The sequence below is a fragment of the Streptomyces alkaliterrae genome (assembly GCF_007097205.2).
GTDB lineage: Bacteria > Actinomycetota > Actinomycetes > Streptomycetales > Streptomycetaceae > Streptomyces > Streptomyces alkaliterrae.
Window position 1 is genome coordinate 1 of record NZ_VJYK02000102.1, and the last position, 17,170, is coordinate 17,170.

Annotated in this window: 14 protein-coding genes and 1 pseudogene; 4 read left to right on the top strand and 11 right to left on the bottom strand. The window is 72.4% G+C overall.

All coding sequences use genetic code 11. The annotated features are described in order from the left end of the window. Positions 1–20: 20 nt before the first annotated feature. Genes FNX44_RS12060 through FNX44_RS12075 form a run of 4 tightly spaced genes read right to left on the bottom strand, consistent with a single transcriptional unit; the run spans position 21 to position 4,217 of the window. Positions 21–1,010 (bottom strand): Bug family tripartite tricarboxylate transporter substrate binding protein, encoded by a 990-nt coding sequence (locus tag FNX44_RS12060; RefSeq protein WP_323369291.1) that lies wholly within the window; start codon positions 1,008–1,010, stop codon positions 21–23. Between the two features lie 47 nt (positions 1,011–1,057). Continuing rightward, entirely contained in the window at positions 1,058–2,626 is a 1,569-nt protein-coding gene (locus FNX44_RS12065; RefSeq protein ID WP_143648051.1) for a tripartite tricarboxylate transporter permease, read from the bottom strand. A 12-nt stretch (positions 2,627–2,638) separates the two neighbouring features. After that, entirely contained in the window at positions 2,639–3,211 is a 573-nt protein-coding gene (locus FNX44_RS12070; RefSeq protein ID WP_143648052.1) for a tripartite tricarboxylate transporter TctB family protein, read from the bottom strand. Between the two features lie 28 nt (positions 3,212–3,239). Beyond that, positions 3,240–4,217: a tripartite tricarboxylate transporter substrate binding protein gene (locus tag FNX44_RS12075; protein WP_143648053.1), complete on the bottom strand. Its 978-nt coding sequence runs from the start codon at positions 4,215–4,217 to the stop codon at positions 3,240–3,242. Positions 4,218–4,568: 351 nt separating this feature from the next. Here FNX44_RS12075 and FNX44_RS12080 point away from each other — a divergent pair, with 351 nt between their 5' ends. Both FNX44_RS12080 and FNX44_RS12085 read left to right on the top strand, forming a co-directional pair. Next, positions 4,569–6,176: an ATP-binding protein gene (locus FNX44_RS12080; protein ID WP_143648054.1), complete on the top strand. Its 1,608-nt coding sequence runs from the start codon at positions 4,569–4,571 to the stop codon at positions 6,174–6,176. Next, positions 6,173–6,925, top strand: a complete 753-nt coding sequence (locus FNX44_RS12085; protein WP_143648055.1) for a response regulator — start codon at positions 6,173–6,175, stop codon at positions 6,923–6,925. The genes FNX44_RS12080 and FNX44_RS12085 overlap by 4 nt, the downstream gene beginning before the upstream one ends. A 27-nt stretch (positions 6,926–6,952) precedes the next feature. On the opposite strand, the gene FNX44_RS12090 is transcribed toward FNX44_RS12085, so the two are convergent. The 4 genes from FNX44_RS12090 to FNX44_RS12105 all read right to left on the bottom strand — a co-directional run bounded on the left by FNX44_RS12090 (position 6,953) and on the right by FNX44_RS12105 (position 11,734). Next, complete coding sequence (locus FNX44_RS12090) at positions 6,953–8,392, bottom strand: lipase maturation factor family protein (RefSeq protein WP_143648056.1); 1,440 nt, start codon at positions 8,390–8,392, stop codon at positions 6,953–6,955. A gap of 108 nt (positions 8,393–8,500) precedes the next feature. Further along, positions 8,501–9,697 (bottom strand): thiolase family protein, encoded by a 1,197-nt coding sequence (locus FNX44_RS12095; RefSeq protein WP_143648057.1) that lies wholly within the window; start codon positions 9,695–9,697, stop codon positions 8,501–8,503. Positions 9,698–9,764: 67 nt separating this feature from the next. Further along, positions 9,765–11,036, bottom strand: a complete 1,272-nt coding sequence (locus FNX44_RS12100) for an extracellular solute-binding protein (protein ID WP_143648058.1) — start codon at positions 11,034–11,036, stop codon at positions 9,765–9,767. A 377-nt stretch (positions 11,037–11,413) separates the two neighbouring features. Next, positions 11,414–11,734, bottom strand: a complete 321-nt coding sequence (locus tag FNX44_RS12105) for a hypothetical protein (protein WP_143648059.1) — start codon at positions 11,732–11,734, stop codon at positions 11,414–11,416. Positions 11,735–11,847: 113 nt separating this feature from the next. Here FNX44_RS12105 and FNX44_RS12110 point away from each other — a divergent pair, with 113 nt between their 5' ends. Beyond that, a complete protein-coding gene (locus tag FNX44_RS12110) occupies positions 11,848–13,023 on the top strand; it encodes a helix-turn-helix transcriptional regulator (protein WP_173019169.1) in 1,176 nt (391 codons plus the stop codon). Here FNX44_RS12110 and FNX44_RS12115 read toward each other — a convergent pair. From FNX44_RS12115 to FNX44_RS12125, 3 genes are all read right to left on the bottom strand, one after another. After that, a complete protein-coding gene (locus FNX44_RS12115; RefSeq protein ID WP_181356425.1) occupies positions 13,011–14,390 on the bottom strand; it encodes a carboxyl transferase domain-containing protein in 1,380 nt (459 codons plus the stop codon). The genes FNX44_RS12110 and FNX44_RS12115 overlap by 13 nt on opposite strands. Next, a complete protein-coding gene (locus tag FNX44_RS12120; RefSeq protein WP_143648061.1) occupies positions 14,387–15,841 on the bottom strand; it encodes an acyl-CoA synthetase in 1,455 nt (484 codons plus the stop codon). The genes FNX44_RS12115 and FNX44_RS12120 overlap by 4 nt, the downstream gene beginning before the upstream one ends. A gap of 156 nt (positions 15,842–15,997) precedes the next feature. After that, positions 15,998–16,765, bottom strand: coding sequence for a bestrophin-like domain (locus FNX44_RS12125; protein ID WP_143648062.1), 768 nt, complete (start codon positions 16,763–16,765; stop codon positions 15,998–16,000). Between the two features lie 53 nt (positions 16,766–16,818). Between FNX44_RS12125 and FNX44_RS12130 the strand changes: the two are divergent. Beyond that, a pseudogene (locus tag FNX44_RS12130) lies at positions 16,819–17,170 on the top strand (AfsR/SARP family transcriptional regulator); the annotation flags it as partial.

Consider the following 17,170-nt stretch of genomic DNA (forward strand, 5'->3'; position numbering starts at 1 on the left):
GTGAGGAACTGGGGGAGGGGTCACCGGGTGGTGGGGCCGGTGAGGCCGAGGCGGTGGAGGAGCGCGGCGACGCGTTTGTTCTCGGCGGTCAGGAAGCGGGAGAAGGCGTCGCCGGAGAGGTAGGCGTCGGTCCAGCCGTTGTCGCGGAGGGCGCGGCGCCATTGCGGGGTGGTGTGGAGGCGGTCGAGGAGGGCGATCAGCTCGGCGCGTTCGCGCTGGCTGATGCCCGGCGGGGCCATGAGGCCGCGCCAGTTGACCACTTCGAGGTCGTGGCCGTGTTCGCGCAGGGTGGGGGCGTTGATGCCCGCGACGCGCTGGGGGCCGGTCACCGCGAGTACGCGGAGCTGGCCGGCTGCTATGGCGTGCCGGTATTCGGCGGAGCCGGTCAGGGCGAAGTCGATCTTGTGGCTGAGTAGTGCCGCGAGCAGCTTGCCGCCGCCGTCGTAGCGGCTGAAGGGGGTGTCGGCGGGGGAGACGCCGAGGGTCTCGGCGATCAGCATCAGTGCCTGGTGGTCCGGGCCGCCGGGGTGGGAACCCACGCCCGCACGCAGCCCGGATCGCTCCCGCCAGGCCTTGGCGAGCTGGTCGAAGGTCCGGTACGGCGAGTCGTGCGGCACGACGACGGCCTCGGGCTCTTCCAGGAGCCGTGCCAGCGGGGTGGCGTCCGCTATCGGGTGTGGGGCCCGGTCGGCCAGCGCGCTGCCGACCAGACCGAGCCCCATCTGCATGATCAGCCGGGTGTTGCCGGACTCGTGGACGAGTCGGCTGAGGCCGGTGGTGCCCGCAGAGCCGGTGAGGTTGAAGACCTCCACCTCCTCGGCGAGCCCCGCGTCCTCGAGGGCGATCGCGACGGTACGGGCGGTGACGTCGTAGCCGCCGCCGGCCGGCGTGGGCACCATGAGCCGTAGTGGGTCCTCCGGCTGCGGGGCCGGGGTGCAGCCGACCAGCAGGAGGAGTGGGAGCAGGAGGAGCAGCGGCAGCGCCGCCGTCCTCGCGCGTCCCCGTCTCACGCCTCGCCCGTCCGTCTCATGCCCTGCCCACCACTCTCACGCCCGTCTCACCCGTTCTCCCGCTCCTGCGTCCCGCCGACCGTGGCCTTCGGCTGCTCATCCTGGCCTCGGCCGTCGTCCTCGGACAAGCCCTGCCGCCGTCGCGTCCGCCGCCAGGCGCCGTAGAGCGGGGCGAGCAGGGACAGTGCCGCCAGCGCGAGCAGCGTGGCGGAGATCGGCTTGGTGACGAAGGTGGTCAGGTCGCCTGAGGAGATCAGCAGGGCCTGTCTCATGGACTTCTCCATGAGTCCGCCGAGGATCAGGCCCAGGATGAGGGGTGCGGCCGGGAAGCCGTTGGCTCTCATCAGGAAGCCCAGTACACCGAAGCCGATGAGCATCCAGAGGTCGAAGGTGCTGAACGAGTGCCCGTATACGCCGACCACGCAGAAGACGACGACCAGCGGCAGCAGCAGGGCCTGCGGTGTCTTCAGGACCTTGGCGAACAGCGGGATCAGCGGCAGGTTGAGGATCAGCAGCACGATGTTGCCGATGTACATGCTGGCGACGACGCCCCAGAACATGTCCGGCTGCTCGTCCAGCAGCAGCGGACCGGGCTGTACGCCGAGCACCAGCAGCGCGCCGAGCAGTACCGCCGTCGTTCCGGAGCCGGGGACGCCGAGGGTGAGGAGCGGGACGAACGAGCCGACCGCCGCGCCGTTGTTCGCGGACTCGGGTGCGGCGACGCCCTTGATGTTGCCCTTTCCGAACGTCTTGCCGTCCTTGGCGAGCCGCTTCTCGAACGAGTAGGAGAGGAAGGAGGCGACCGTCGCCCCGGCGCCGGGGAGCACGCCGGTGAAGAAGCCGAGCACCGAGCCGCGACCGGTCGGTCCGCTGATCTCCTTGAGTTCGCGCCGGCTCAGCCGGAGCGAGGTGATGGTGCCGTCTCCGCCGCCCTGCCCGCGTCGCAGAAGCATCACGAAGACCTCGGCGAGGGCGAAGACGCCGAGCGCCACGATCAGGAACTCCACGCCCTCGTACAGCTCGTGGCGTCCGAAGGTGAAGCGGAGCGTGGAGGTCTGGGAGTCGATGCCGACGAGGGCGATCATCACCCCGACGGTTCCTGAGATGAGGCCCTTGGTGAGGTTGTTCCCGGAGAGGGTGACCACGGCGGTCAGGCCGAGGACCATCAGCGCGAAGTACTCCGCCGGGCCGAAGCTGACGGTGAGCGCCGAGAGCGAGGGGGCGACGAGCATCAGGCCGACGACGCCGACGGTTCCGCCGACGAAGGAGGCGATGGCGGCGACCGAGAGGGCTTTGCCGGCCTGCCCCTTGCGGGCTAGTGGATAGCCGTCGAAGGAGGTCGCCACGGTGCCGGCCACCCCGGGGGCGTTGAGCAGGATCGAGGACGTGGAGCCTCCGAAGATGGCGCCGTAGTAGACCCCGGCCAGCATGATGATCGCCGAGGTCGGGTCCATGGTGAAGGCGACCGGGATCATCAGCGAGATCGCGCTGATCGGCCCGAGGCCCGGCAGCATGCCGATCACCGTGCCCATCAGGACGCCGAGGAATACGAAGGCGAGGTTCTGCGGGGACAGCGCGACCCCGAAGCCGTGGAAGAGCTGGTTCAGAGCGTCCATGGTGGCTCCCGGTCAGAGGGGCAGTATGCCGGTCGGCAGGGCGACGTCGAGGCCCTCGGACATGCCGAGGTACAGCGCCGCCGCCACCCCGACGCCGACCAGCGCGTTGACCCAGTGCCGGCCGAAGCCGAGGTACCAGGCGGTGCCGGTGACGAACAGCGCGGTGGCCGGTACGAAGCCGAGCGGTTCGAAGAGCAGGACGTAGAGCGCGATCGCGCCGAGCAGCACGGCCAGTTCCAGGCGGGCGTCGGCGAGACGTCCGAGCGCGGGGCGCCGCGCGGGCGCCGTGGTGGCCTCGGCGGTGCCCGCGGTCTCGGCGGTGCCGGCGGTTCCGGCCTTGTCGACGCTCCTGTCGCGCTCGGTCGGCTCGGACGGTTCCGCCGTCTTCGGGGCCGGCTTCTGGAGGAAGAGGGCCAGGCACAGGACGATCAGCAGCAGTCCGAGCCCGCGGGGCAGGGTGCCGGGCTGGACCGGCACCTGTACCGCCGCGAACTCCGGGATGCGGTAGGCCTGCACCGTGTAGGCCACGGCCAGGACGCCGAGCACCGCGGCCACGGTGCGCTGCGAGAATCGGAAGTGATGCATCGGTGTACTCCGCGCTGGATTTCCTCGACTACTTCCTCAGCCCGACCTCTGTGAGGATTCCGGCGTATTCCTTGTTCTGTTCGTCCAGGAACTTTCCGAATTCCTCGCTGCCGAGGTAGGAGTTGGTCCAGCCGAGCTTCTTGCTCTCCTTCTTCCAGGAGTCGTGCTCGACCATTTTCTCGAACGCCTTCTCGTAGTAGGCGATCTGTTCCTCGGTCAGGCCCTTGGGTGCCATCACCCCGCGCCAGATGTCGAAGACGTAGTCGATGCCGGACTCGGCGAGGGTGGGGGTGTCGGGCAGGATGGGGGAGCGCTTCTCGGAGGAGACGGCCAGCGCCCGGACGTCGCCGGAGCGCACCAGGGCCTGCACCTCCGAGCCGCCCGCGACGGCGACGTCGGTGTGGCCGCCGAGCAGGGAGGTCAGGGCCTCGCCGCCCCCGTCGAACGGCACGTACTTGACCTTGGACGCGTCGGCGCCCGCCGCCTGGACGGCGCCCGCGAGCCCGACGTGGTCGAGGCTGCCGGGCCCGGAGCCGCCCGCGACGCTCACCTTCCCCGGGTCGGCCTTGAGCTTCGCCGCCAGGTCCTCGAACGTCTTGAACGGCGAGTCCGCCTTGACGACGTAGGCCAGCGGCTCGGTGTTGAGCCGGGCCACGGGGGTGAAGTCCCGGTAGGTCTGGCCCGACTCGCCGGCCAGCGGGACCAGTAGAATGGGCGGGCTGGTGACAAAGAGCTTGTGCGGGTCCTTCTGGTGCTTGGCGATGTAGGACCAGCCGATGGCGCCGCCCGCGCCCGGCTTGTTCACCACGCGCATCGGCCGGTTGACGAGGCCCGCCTTGTCCAGCACGCGGGCGCTGCTGCGGGCGAGGGTGTCCCAGCCGCCGCCGGTGTTGGCGGGGGCGACGTACTCGATGGGTTTGGTCGGCTTCCAGTCGCCGCCGCCGGACGCGGCGCCGGCGCCCTCGCCGCACGCGGCGAGCAGCAGTGACACGGAACCCGCGGCCACGGCCGCGACGGCCGCTCTCGAACCTCGACGTCCTGCACGGAACACGTTTCCTCCAGGTGCGCTCTAGGCGGCGCGGCCGTCGCCGCCCGGCACCGCCTTTCTGCCGGAAGCCGACATGCAAACAGCGTCGACGGCAGCCGGAAAGGGGTCGGGGAGTTGTGCAGCTATTGGCGATAACAAAACTTTTGGTCATAGTGTTCACGGCCGCCGGTCCGTCACCCGGCGGCACAATGTCGGAGGCGGTCGGACCGGTGAGACGGCCGGATCGGTGAGGCGGCCGGATCGGTGAGGCGGCCGGATCGGTGGGACCGGGCCGCGCCGCGGCAGGAGGAAGGCACGGAAGGGAGCGCGATGCGCAGGTTCACCGCTCCCCGGCTCTCCCTGGCCGGTCAGTTCCTCGCGCTGCAACTCGTTTTGATCGTGGTCGTCCTGACCGTGATCGCGGTCGTCTCGGTCGCGCAGTCGAACGCGGAGTTCCGGCGGACCGAGGGGCGTCGGCTGCTGAGCGTCGCGGAGACGGTGGCCTCGCAGGACGCGGTGCGGGTCGGGCTGGCCGACGTGGAGCGGCAGGGCATCCTCCAGCCGACGGCGGAGAGTGCCCGCAGCGTCTCGGGCGCCTCGTACGTGGTCATCACGGGCACCGACCGGCGGGTGCTCACCGACGCGGACCCGCGGCGGATCGGAGGGCTGCTGGAGCTGGGTGACAGCGGTGTGCTCTCCGGTCGGTCCTGGGTGGGCAGTACGCAGGCGAGGGGCCGCAGCGCGCTGGAGGCGCACGTGCCGGTGTTCGGCGAGCGCGGACGGCTGCTCGGGGTGGTGGCCGCCGGGCGCGAGTACCGGGGGCTCGGTGAGCGGATCGCCACCGCCACCCCGCATCTGCTGGTCTACCTGGGCATCGCCAGCGCGCTCGGCGCCGTCGGCTCGGTGCTGCTGTCGCGCCGCATCAAGCGCCAGACGCTCGGTCTGGAACCGGAGGAGATCACGGCGCTGGTCGAGCACCGGGAGGCGATGCTGCACGGCATCAAGGAAGGCGTGATCGGCATCGACCGGCAGGGCAGCGTCACGCTGGTCAACGACACGGCCGTGGACCTGCTGCGGCTGCCGCCCGACGCGCCGGGCCGCCGCCTGGACCAGCTCGGAGTCGAACCCCGACTGCACGACGTGCTCACCGGACGGGTACGGGGCCGCGACCAGGTCGTGGTGACGGGCGACCGGATGCTCACGCTGAACAGGATGCCCCTGGTCACCCGTGGCGCCACGGCGGGATCGGTGACCACGATGCGCGACCTCACGGAGCTGGTGGCGCTGCGCAACGAGCTGGAGACCACCCGCAGCGCCACCGACACCCTGCGCGCGCAGGCGCACGAGTTCCACAACCAACTGCACGTGATCGCGGGCCTGGTGGAGCTGGAGGAGTATCCGGAGGTGGCCCGCTACGTGCGCGGCATCAGCGGCACCCACGCGCGGCGCACCGCCGAGGTGATGGCCAAGGTCGCCGATCCCTCGCTCGCCGCCCTGCTGATCGCCAAGTCGAGCCTGGCGGCCGAGCAGGGCGCCACTCTGCGGATCACGGATGCCAGCAGCCTCGGCCCGGTGGGCGAATCCCTCTCCTCCGACCTGGTGACCGTGGTCGGCAACCTCGTGGACAATGCGCTCGACGCGGTCCGGGACACCGGTCCGGACAGCTGGGTCGAGGTGGCGATGAGCGAGCGGAAGCGGGAGGTCCGGGTGCGGGTGCGCGATTCGGGGCCCGGCGTCGCCCCGGAGCTGGCCGAGGAGGTGTTCCGGCACGGCTTCACCACCAAGGCCGCCGCCCGGGACTCGCAGCGCGGGCTGGGCCTGGCCATCACGCGGCTGGTGTGCACCAGGCGCGGTGGCGACGTGAGCGCGGACGGAGCGGCCTTTACGGCGGTGCTGCCGTTCACCGCGTCCGAGCGGGCGGAGGGAGACGAGTCGTGATCCGGGTACTGGTCGTCGACGACGACTTCATGGTCGCCCGCCTCCACCGCAAGCTGGTCGAGCGCGTGCCCGGCTTCACCGTGGTCGGGGAAGCACGAAGCGGACGCGAGGCCGTGGAGGCGGTAGGGGAGCTGCGCCCGGACCTCGTCCTCCTCGACATCTACCTGCCGGACATCAACGGGCTCGACGTCCTCCGCGAGCTGCGCGGCGAGGACACTCCGCAGACCGACGTCGACGTGCTCGTGGTGACCGCCGCCCGGGACGCCGAGACGGTGCGCGGCGCGCTGCGCGGCGGCGCCGTGCACTACATCATCAAGCCGTTCGACGCCCCCGTACTGCGTGAACGCCTCGAGCACTACGCCCGGCGCCGCCACCAGCTCGCGGCCATCGGCACGCCCGGTCAGGACGACGTGGACCGGATGTTCGGCGCCGCCGAGGCCGGCGGGAGGGTGTCGGAGGCGGTCGCCCCGCAGGCGACAACGCCCCAGGCGCCGCGCACCGCGACCCTCACCGCCCGGCTGCCCAAGGGCGTCACCGCGCAGACCGCCGACCTCGTCCACCGGACGCTCCTGGAGGCCGCCGACGGCCTCTCCGCCGCCGAGTGCGCGGAGCGCAGCGGTCTGTCACGGGTGAGCGCCCGCCGCTACCTGGAGTTCTTCGTCTCGACCGGCCACGCCCGGGTGACCCTCCGCTACGGCACGGCGGGGCGGCCCGAGCGCCGGTACCACCCGACGGCCGGCACCGGCTGACCAGGGGCCGGCGCCGCGCCCCGGTGCTCAGTCCGTGTCGGAGCGAGCGCGGGACGGCGGCAGTCGGACGGGCCGGGTCAGGTCCCGGACGTACTCGCGGTGCCAGCAGGCGCCCGTGCGCCGCAGCTCCCGCCAGGTGGTGAAGCGGTACCGGTACAGCCGGGCCCGGACGTACACCGGGGGCGGGTCGGGGAAGGGGTTGTGCCTGAGCAGCCGGAGCGTGTCGCGGTCGCCCCGCAGCAGCCGTTCCAGGAAGCCGTCGAACCACGGGCGTCCGTAGCCGGGGGAGAGCGCCAGGAACCACATCAGCCAGTCGAGTCTGAGGTGGTAGGGGGCGAACTGCCTCGGCCACCGCCGGACGTCGCCGGGTTTCCCGTGGAACTCGTACTCCTGCCAGCGCGCGGTCTCGTTCGGCACGGCATCGGCCGTACCCTCGATCACCACCTCGTGCCGCAGTCGGGTGACGCTGCCGAAGGCGCCGTAGGAGTTGACCAGGTGCAGGCTGTCGAAGGAGCGGTTCATCACCTGGCGCGGCGAGATCATGTTGCGCACCGGGCCCCGGCTGAGCACCACCACGCCCGCCGTCGCGGCCAGGCACAGCACCTGGAACCACAGCGGCCCCGACGCCTGCTCGGGCGGCGGCCCGGCGCCGAGCCGGGTGACGTCCACGGCGGAGGCGGCGAGCAGGATCGTCAGCCAGTTCAGCCAGGCGAAGTTGCCGGAGACGACCAGCCACAGCTGGGTCACGACGATCACCAGCGCCGCCCAGGTGGCCACCGGCTGCGGGGTGAACAGCAGGACGGGCACGACCAGTTGGGTGACGTGGTTGGCAGCCGCCTCCACCCGGTGCAGCGGCCGTGGCAGATGGTGGAAGAACCAGCTGAGCGGGCCGGGCATCGGCTGCGTCTCGTGGTGGTGGTACAGGCAGGTCAGGTTCCGCCAACAGGAGTCGCCGCGCCACTTGATGAGACCGGCGCCGAACTCGACGCGGAAGACCAGCCAGCGCAGGAGCAGCAGGATCGGCAGCGGCGGCGCGACGTCGGCGTTGCCGAGGAAGACGGCCAGCAGCCCGGCCTCCAGCAGCAGCGACTCCCAGCCGAAGCCGTACCAGGTCTGTCCCACGTTGACGATGGACAGGTACATGGCCCACAGCAGCAACCACAGCGGCATCGCCGCCCACAACGGCACCTGGTCGGCGGCACCGGCGGCCAGCGCGGCGGCGATGACCGCGCCCGTCCAGGCGAACGCGGCGAAGAACCGGTCGGAGTAGTGCAGGTGGAAGACGCTCGGCGAGCGGCGGAAGGGCACCAGCCGGACGAAGTCCGGGACGGGTGTCATGCCGTTGGCCCCGATCAGCGCGCGGAACTGGAGCGCTGCCCCGACAAAGGCGAGGAGGTAGATCACGGCCAGGCCGCGTTGGAACACCAGTCGGCCGAACCAGTAGCCGTCGGCCGCGAACCACTCCATGACGCCTATACGTACCACCGGTCGCACGCCGCCCCGGCGACCTGACACGCGCGGGGGCGCACACCGGGGGCCGTCGGCGCCGCGCCGACGGCCCCCGGGTGCGCCTCGTCAGCGTTCCAGTAGCAAAGCCTGTCCTTGCCCGACGCCGATGCACAGCGCGGCCAGGCCGACGCCCGAGCCGGCCGCCGCGAGCTGGTGTGCCACGGCCCCGGCGAGCCGGGCCCCGGAGGCGCCCAGCGGGTGGCCGATGGCGAGGGCGCCGCCGCGCGGGTTGACCAGCGCGGGGTCGAGGTCCGGCCACTCGCGGAGGCAGCCGAGCGCCTGAGCGGCGAACGCCTCGTTGAGTTCGACGGTGCGCAGGTCGGCGAAGCGCCGACCGGCCTTCTCCAGCGCGCGCCGCACCGCCTCCACCGGGCCGAGCCCGTAGAGCTGCGGTTCGATGCCGGTCACGGCGGACGCCCGGATGCGGGCGAGCGGTTCACGACCGCTGGCGGCCAGGCCCGCCTCGTCGGTGAGCAGCAGCGCGGCGGCGCCGTCGTTGAGCGGCGAGGAGTTACCGGCGGTGACCGTGCCGCCCTCGGTGCGGAACGCGGTCCGCAGCCGGGCCAGCGCCTCGACGGACGTGCCGTCGCGGATCGTTTCGTCCCGGCTCAGCTCGATGCCGTCGTACGGGACGACCTCGCCGTCGTACAGGCCGTCCTTCCAGGCGCGGGCCGCCTTCTCGTGGCTGGCGACCGCGAAGGCGTCCTGCGCGTCGCGGCCGATGCCGTGGCGTTCGGCGATCAGCTCGGCGCCCTCGCCGAGGGAGACCGTCCACTCCGGCGGCATCTCGGGGTTCGTCATGCGCCAGCCGAGGGTGGTGGAGTGCATCTGCGGCGCGCCGGCGGGGAAGGCGCGCTCCGGCTTCGGCACGACCCACGGGGCGCGGCTCATCGACTCCACCCCGCCTGCCACCAGCACCGACGCGTCACCGCAGGCGATCGTCCGCGCCGCGTGCACGACCGCCTCAAGACCGGACGCGCACAGCCGGTTGACCGTCACGCCCGGCACGGACGTCGGCAGTCCGGCCAGCAGCACGGCCATCCGGCCGACGTTCCGGTTCTCCTCCCCGGCGCCGTTGGCGTTGCCGAAGACGACGTCGTCGATCCGGGCCGGGTCGAGCGCGGGTGAGCGCTCCACCAGGGACCGCAGCACGTGCGCGGCGAGATCGTCCGGGCGCACGGAGGCGAGGGCTCCGCCGTACCTGCCCACATGGGTGCGCACGGCGTCGACGACATAGACATCACGAAGACGGTCGTTGGTCATGACACGCATCGTGTCAGCGCCGTCGGGCCTTGGCCAGACCCCTACGCCTCCGGCACCGCGCGGCGGCTCATCGCGGACGGGCCGACAGCAGCGAGGTGATCTCCGAGGACGCCTTGCGGGCGGCGGTGGCCGGATCGGCGCCGGTCAGCACGTCGGTCTGGTAGCGCTTGACGGGGTTGTCCGCCTCCAGCGCCGCCCAGGACGGCGAGTTGGGCGTGGCGTGGCCGTTCTCCGCGCCCTTGGCCATCGCGGCGGCACCCGGATGGCCCTTGAGTACGTCGGAGGCAGTGGTCCGGTTCGGCACGTACGACATCGTGGTGGCGATCTCCCGCTGCCACTTGTCGCTCGTCAGCAGCTTGAGGAACTGGTAGCCCATCTCCCGCTCGTCGGACTTCTCCGGGAGGATCAGCACCGAGCCGCCGGTGAAGACGGCACCCGGCTCGTTGGCGGACTTGCCCGGAACGGGGAAGAAGCCGAGCTTGTCCCTGAGGTCCGGGTTCCGGTTGACGATCTGCTCGGCCTCGCCCGGCACGGCGATGAGCTGCGCGACCTCCTCGTCGGCGAAGACCTCGGCATGGTTCGGTTCGGCCTCGTCGCTGCCCGCCGGGCCGTTGCCGAGGGCCTGCAACTCCTGGTAGTAGGCCATGCCGCGCAGGGCCTCCTTGGTGTGCAGGGCGCCGGACCACTGACCGGACTGCTCGACGGCAAGATCGCCGCCCTCGTCCCAGATGAAGCCGGCGAGCACGTACCAGTTCTGACCGGGCAGGTAGATGCCCTGACGGCCCTCCTCGGGCTGGTGCAGCCTGCGGGTGGCGTCCAGCCACTGCTCGCGGGTCTTCGGCAGCTTCTCGACGCCGGCCTCGGCGAACAGGTCCTTGCGGTAGATGACCACCCGGTTCGCCGCGTAGTACGGGATGCCGAACTGGTAGCCGTCTATCTTCCCCGGCTCGGCGAGGCCGGGTATCCAGTCGTCGCCGTCGAGGTCGGAGACCTCCAGCGTCAGGTTCCGCACCCCGCCGCCCGCCACGTAGCGGGCCACCTGCGTGTTGCCGACCTCGATGACGTCCGGCCCGTCGCCCGACTCCAGCGCGGCGGTGACCTTCTCGCCGATGCCGTCCCACTTCTGCTCCACCACGCGGACCTTGACGCCCGCGTGCTGCTGCTCGAACTCGTCCACGACCCGCTCGACGAGGTCGGGCCTGACGCTGTGCTGCATCAGCCAGACCTCCACGGTCCGCTCGCCGTTCGCCGTGTCCGTGCCGCAGGCGGTGGAGCCCAACAGGAGGGCCACGGCTGTGGCGAGAGCAAGACGTGAGGAGCGACGGGCGGGCCTGGACATGGTTCTCCCCCAGCGGATGAACAGGTTGTGACGGTGGTGTGTGGGGGAGCTAATAATTGGCACAGACCAATCGGTGGGGTCAAGCCGGTGGGAAGCGGACACCACACCGTGCAACGGAAATGTCCCCGCGACCGGGACGCCGCCGGGGCGGCTGGGCGCCCCGGCGGGCCCTCACAGGAACGGCGTGATGTCGCCGCCGGCGCACGCGGGGCAGGGGAGTTTGCAACTGCCACGGCAGGTCTCGCAGCCGGTGAAGCCCGCGCAGCCGGGACACCAGAGGCTGCGCCAACCGGCGCACGTCCCGCAGTACGCCGTCGGGCGCCGGTCCGCGTCGGGCGCGGACCGGCGACGCGAGGCGCGCGGCCGGTCGCCGCGCATCAGGGCCCCTCGGGCGGCATGCCCAGACGTGCGCCCCGGCTGCGGGCGACGCGGGTCGTGGCCACCAGGCACTCACGGAGGCGTTCGGCCGTGAATCGCAGCTCACGAGCCGCCGCGTCGCGGTCCGCGAGGACCGCAGAGGCGTGCGTCAACACGACAGCGGCGTCGTGGAGTTGCGCGCGCTCGACGGCGTCGGCGAGCCGCCCGAGGCGGCTGTCCTCGCTGCCCGGCGCGAGGTACGCGGGCTTGCCCTCGGTCTCCTCCCAAGGCAACAACCTCCCCTGCCGAGGCCAGCCGCCCCCGGTAACGCGCGTCACCATGTGTGAACTCCTTCCGTGTCGTGCGCCGAGACCAGCGTCGCGGCGCACGACGGGATGGCGGAGCGGCCGGACGTAGGCCCGCTGTAGGCCTCCTGTCGGCCACAATGGGCGTTATGGCCAACGTGATCGGCGCCAACATCAGGCGATTTCGCGAAGCGCGCGGCTGGAGTCAGCCGCGGCTCGCGCGTGAGGTGTGCCGGCTGGCGCGTGTCGACGGCGAACCTGTGAGCCGCCAGGAGATCAGCCGCTACGAGACCGGGCGTCGCACCCCACGCGAATGGCTTCCCTTCGTGGCGGAGGCCCTGGGCGTGGGCGTCGAGCAGTTGAGGACTCCCGCCGCGCGCTCGGGCGCCCCCTTGCGACTGCCCTCCCTGGCCGGGCCGGACGACGAGCAGCCGGCGGCGAGCATCCGTCAGCTCTCGCGGCAACTGGTCTTCCTCGACAACCAGATGCACGGCCTGCCGATCGCGGACATCGCGGTCCGCTCGTTCAGAGCGGTTCACCGCCGCTTGGGCGCCGGCGGATACGAGCGCACCCAGGAGCGCGAAGTCCGGGCGGCCGCAGCCGAGTTGGCGGAGATCGCCGGGTGGGCGCTGTTCAACGAGGGGAAGTTCGAGGCGTCCCGCAGGTTCAACCAGGAGGCGCTACTGCTCGCCCGTCTCGCACACGACCGGTCCGTCGAGCTGATCACGCTCCAGAACATGGGCATGGTGGCGGGCTGGACGGGTCGGGCCGGCGAGGAACTGGCCATCGCGCGCTGCGTGTTGGAGGAGTCGGCGCTCAGCCCCCGGGTCGAGGCGATGTTCCGGGGGAGGGAGGCGCAGGGGCTGGCGGGTGCCGGGTGCGTCCGGGAGTCGACCCGCGTCTTCGACCGGGCGCGGTCGCTGCTGCAGGACGGCGCTCCGGACGACGAGCCCCACTGGGCCTGGTGGGTGACCGAGCAGGAGATCGACCGGCAACACGGCCGTGTGCTGCACGGCTCCGGCCGCTGGCGGGAGGCGATTCCGGTACTCCGGAACGCCATGGCGGCGGAGGCGCAGGTCGTCGGGTATCAGCGGGTTGCGTCCGTGATGCTGCTGGACTGCCTCCTCGACGCCCGAGCGTGGCGAGAGGCGCAGGAGGAGGTCGAGGGGCTGCTCCCCGCGATCGGCGAGCTGTCCTCCGCCGTCACTCTGCGGATCCTCAAGGACGTGACCGGCCGGGCGTCGGCGCTCTCACTCCCGGCCGGTCTCCGGGACGGCCTCCACCACCTCGAGGCGACGCTGGAGCAGGACCCCTACGGGCTCTGAGATCCCCGGGCGTGCGTCGGAACGACGCCGCGCGCAACGCCCAGTTCGACGAGATCCTGTGGGCGTAGCCGCAGTTCGTCGGCGGTGCGACGCACCTCCTCCGGGCGGCGTTTGAGGATCGCGGCGGCCAGCTCCGGGGCGATGACCGAGAAGTAGCTGTCCGCCGTCACCCACGTGTCGCCCGGCGCGCACAGCGCCAGCGCCCCGCCGGAGCCGCCTTCGCCGACCACCAGCGTCGTCACCGGAACCCGGGCCTCCGCGACGGCGGCGAAGCAGTCCGCGATGGCCGCGCCCGCGCCGCGCCGCTCCGCGTCGGCGTCGTTGGCGGCGCCCGGCGTGTCGACGAGCGTCAGTACCGGTATGCCGAGCCGGTCGGCGAGCCTGACGAGCCGGGCGGCCGTACGGAACCCGGCCGGCGTCGTGGCCGTGCCGCACTGCGCGGCGAACGCGATGGTCCGCCCCTCGCGGAGGCCGAACCCGCAGCGCATGCCGGGGTCCACGCCACCGCAGCGGTCGCCGCTGATCTCCTGGTACTCCTCGAAGTGGGCGTCGAGGTAGGCGCCGGCTCGGGGCCGCTCCGCGGCCCTCGCCCGCTCGACGGCCGACCAGCCGCCCCGCGGCGGCTCCCCGCCCGTCGGGCTGCCATCGGCGGGTGCGCGCAGGGCCTCCGGCGGTGCCGCCGGAGGCCCGCCGGTCGCGGACAGCAGCCGCAGCCACGCGCCCAGCGTCGCCGGAAGCCGTTCGGGCGGCACGATCTGGTCGACGTGGCCGGTTGCCAGTTGGCTTTCCGCGCGGTAGGCGACCGGGTCGGCGTCGGCGGGGCGGACCCGGGAGCCCGCGAAGCCGATCTGCGCGCCGGGGCAGGCGAGGATCACGTCGGCCCCGGCGCCGAGCGTGGCCCAGCCGCCGCCCGTGGCCGGATCGCGCAGCACCGCGAGCTGGGGGAGTCCGGCGGCCCTGGTACGTGCCGACTCCGCCGCGACGCGCTGGAGTTGGACCAGCGCGCGCATGCCCTCCTGCATCCGGCTGCCGCCGGTCGCGATGAGCGACACGACCGGCAGACGTGCCGCGCGGGCCGCCTCGTGCGCGGCCACGAGACGGTCGCCGGTGCGTTCGCCGAGCGAGCCGCCGAGGAAGCCGAACTCGAAAGCGATCAGCATCGCTTGCCGTCCGCCGACGTGTCCGACGCCGCACACCACCGACTCGCGCTCACCGGTGCTCTCCGCCGCGCGCGCCCGTGCGGCGTCGTAGCCGGGCCAGCCCAGCGGTCCGTCGACCGGCTGGGCGCGCTCGTCAGGGGCCAGCTCCTGGAACGCCCCGAAGTCGTCGACGAGTTCGGCCACGAATCGGCGTGCCGGTGTCCTCACGACAGCTCCCGCTTGAGGATCTTGCCCATGTGGTTGCGGGGCAGGGTGTCTCGGAAGCGCACCTCGCGCGGCCGTTTGTGCGGTGCGAGCTGGGAGGCGACGTGGTCGGTCAACTCCTCGGCGCCGACCGGGTTTTCGAGGTCGGCGGGAACAATCCAGGCGATCACCCGCTCGCCGAGGTCGGCGTCGGGTTCGCCGGTGACGGCGGCCTCGCTGACGCCCGGGTGGTCCAGCAGCGCGTTCTCGACCTCGCCCGCGCCGATCTTGTAGCCGCCGCTCTTGATGAGGTCGGTCGACCTGCGGCCGACGAGCCGGTAGTAGCCGTCGGCGTCCCGGGTCGCCATGTCGCCGGTCCGGAACCAGCCGCCCGCGAAGGCGGCCGCGGTGGCGTCCGGCTTGCCCAGGTACTCGGTGAACAGCTGCGGCCCGCGCACCTGGACCTCGCCGATGGTCTCGCCGTCGCCGCCCTCGACGCGGTTGCCGTCGTCGTCGACGAGCCGGACGTCGACACCGGGCAGCGGCTGGCCCACCGTGCCGGGCTTGTAGGGGCCCTTGGCGGGGACGCTGGTGTTCATCAGCGTCTCGGTCATGCCGTAGCGCTCGACGACGTGCTGCCCGGTGGCGGCGGTGATGCGCTGGTGGTCGGGCAGCGGCAGGGCGGCGGAGCCGGAGACCAGCAGCCGGGCGCCGCGCAGCGCGGCTACCAGCTCGGGCTCCTCGTCCAGGGCGCGCGCGACGCGGTGGTACATCGTGGGGACGCCGAAGAGCATCGTGCCGCCTCCCGCGAGCGCGGTGGTGACGCCCTCGGTGCTGAACGCGCCGAGGTGGTGCAGCGTGCCGCCGCGGCGCAGCGGGCCGACGAGGCCGAGCACCAGGCCGTGCACGTGGAACAGCGGCAGCGCGTGCACCAGCACGTCGTCGGCGGTCCACTCCCACACGGCGGCGAGATCGTCCAGGGTGGCGGCGAGGGCGCGCTGGGAGAGGACGACGCCCTTGGGCGCGCCGGTGGTGCCCGAGGTGTAGACGATCAGCGCCGGGCCCGCCGTGGCGCTGGGCTGGAGCGGGACCCGGCGGCCGGCGGTCTCCTCCTCCGGCACCCGCAGCGGGGTGTCGATCCTGGGGAGGCCGGCCAGCGGTTCGGGCAGCTCGTCGCCTTCGGCGGCGAGCACCAGGCCGGGCGTGCTGTCCGCGACGATGTGGGCGAGTTCACGCTCGCCGGAGCGCGGGTTGAGCGGGACGACCGGTACGCCCGCGAGGAGTCCGGCGACCACGGAGACGGCGGTCTGCGCGGTGGGGGTGGCCCAGACGGCCACTCGACCGGCGCGTCCGCCGATGCTCAGGGCGAGGTGCCGCGCGGCGGCGGAGAGCGCGGCGTAGTCGAGCGTCTGGTCGCCGAAACGCACGGCGGTCCTGGCGGGCTCGGTCTCCAGGGCGGGCAACAGGGATGACACCCGGACTCCTTAGCTGGCGGTCGTGCCGTGGTCGGACGTTGATCGGTTCTGTCCACTCACGATCTCATCAACCGCCGTGCGACGACCGCAACCGTCGCCGGAGGAACCGCGGTGGGGGCCGTCCGTCCGTGGGACCGGCGGCCCCCACCGGGCCGCTCACTCGGCACTCGCCTCCGGGAACAGCGCCCGGAAGGGTTCCACCGACTCCGCCAGATCTCTCTCGAACGGCGCGTCGAACTGCCAGATCAGGAACAGCAGGAACGCGATCAGCGCGCTGAACAGCCCCGCCAGCAGCAGCTCACGCGGGGAGCGGCGGATCTGGAGGGCGAACACCATGCCGACCGTCACCACCGCGCCGACGACCAGTCCGAACCACACCACGCCCGGCATCGTCGGTTCCGCGTTCTGGCCGCGTGTGATCCGGGCCCGGTCGGCGGCCGCCACCTGGTCGACGATGCCCTGGTAGGCGTGCGACTCGAGGGTGGTGGTCGGCTCGTGGCCGCTGACCCTCTCCCGCACCTGGGCGAGCAGTTCGTCGCCGCGCTCGGTGAGTTCGTGGTGCTCGGTCATGTGCGCCCACTCCACGTTCACCACGTGGGACACGTAGGCGTCCACGTCCGCACGGACCTCCTGCCGGATCTCCGCCGGGTACACCGCGACGCGTTCGCGCACCTCGTGCAGTGCCTGGGCCTCGTGCAGCACCAGATCGGTGGCGGAGTTGCGCGCCTCCCAGACACCGGCGATGGCCAGGCCGAGCACGATCGCGTACACCACGCCGATCATCATGGTGATGTACTCGATCACGTCGGGAGTCTGGGACGTGTCCTCGTCCGGTCCCTGCCGCCGGTTGCGCAGTACCGCGACGACCAGCACCACGGCGCACGAGGCGATCATGGCCAGTGCCAGTACAAGCCATTCGGGCATGGGTCCTCCTACGCGTTACCTGATGAGGGAGAGCCGCCACGGGCTCCTGACGAGCCGCCGCCCCGGGCGCCGAGCTGGACCCGGCGGCGGTGACGGCCGTCTGCCGCCGCCTGGACGGCCTGCCGCTGGCCCTGGAACTCGCCGCCACCCGCGTACGCGCCCTCGGGGCAAGGGAGTTGGCGACCAGACTGGCCGACCGGTTCGCGGTGCTCGACGGCGGCGCGCTGCGTGGCACGCCGCCCAGGCAGCGGACGTTGCGCGCGGTCATCGACTGGAGCTGGGAGCTGCTGACGCCGGCGGAACGCGCGGTGCTGCGGCGCCTGGCGGTGTTCCCCGACGGCTGCGTGCCGGCGGCCGCCGAACAGGTCTGCGCGGACCCCGCCCCGCCCGGCGACCCGACCCCGC

Coding starts and splice junctions, on each gene's coding strand:
- FNX44_RS12070 (WP_143648052.1), bottom strand. CDS start 3,211: ATGCATCACTTCCGATTCTCGCAGCGCACCGTGGCCGCGGTGCTCGGC.
- FNX44_RS12125 (WP_143648062.1), bottom strand. CDS start 16,765: ATGCCCGAATGGCTTGTACTGGCACTGGCCATGATCGCCTCGTGCGCC.
- FNX44_RS12065 (WP_143648051.1), bottom strand. CDS start 2,626: ATGGACGCTCTGAACCAGCTCTTCCACGGCTTCGGGGTCGCGCTGTCC.
- FNX44_RS12105 (WP_143648059.1), bottom strand. CDS start 11,734: ATGGTGACGCGCGTTACCGGGGGCGGCTGGCCTCGGCAGGGGAGGTTG.
- FNX44_RS12080 (WP_143648054.1), top strand. CDS start 4,569: ATGCGCAGGTTCACCGCTCCCCGGCTCTCCCTGGCCGGTCAGTTCCTC.
- FNX44_RS12100 (WP_143648058.1), bottom strand. CDS start 11,036: ATGTCCAGGCCCGCCCGTCGCTCCTCACGTCTTGCTCTCGCCACAGCC.
- FNX44_RS12095 (WP_143648057.1), bottom strand. CDS start 9,697: ATGACCAACGACCGTCTTCGTGATGTCTATGTCGTCGACGCCGTGCGC.
- FNX44_RS12110 (WP_173019169.1), top strand. CDS start 11,848: ATGGCCAACGTGATCGGCGCCAACATCAGGCGATTTCGCGAAGCGCGC.
- FNX44_RS12090 (WP_143648056.1), bottom strand. CDS start 8,392: ATGGAGTGGTTCGCGGCCGACGGCTACTGGTTCGGCCGACTGGTGTTC.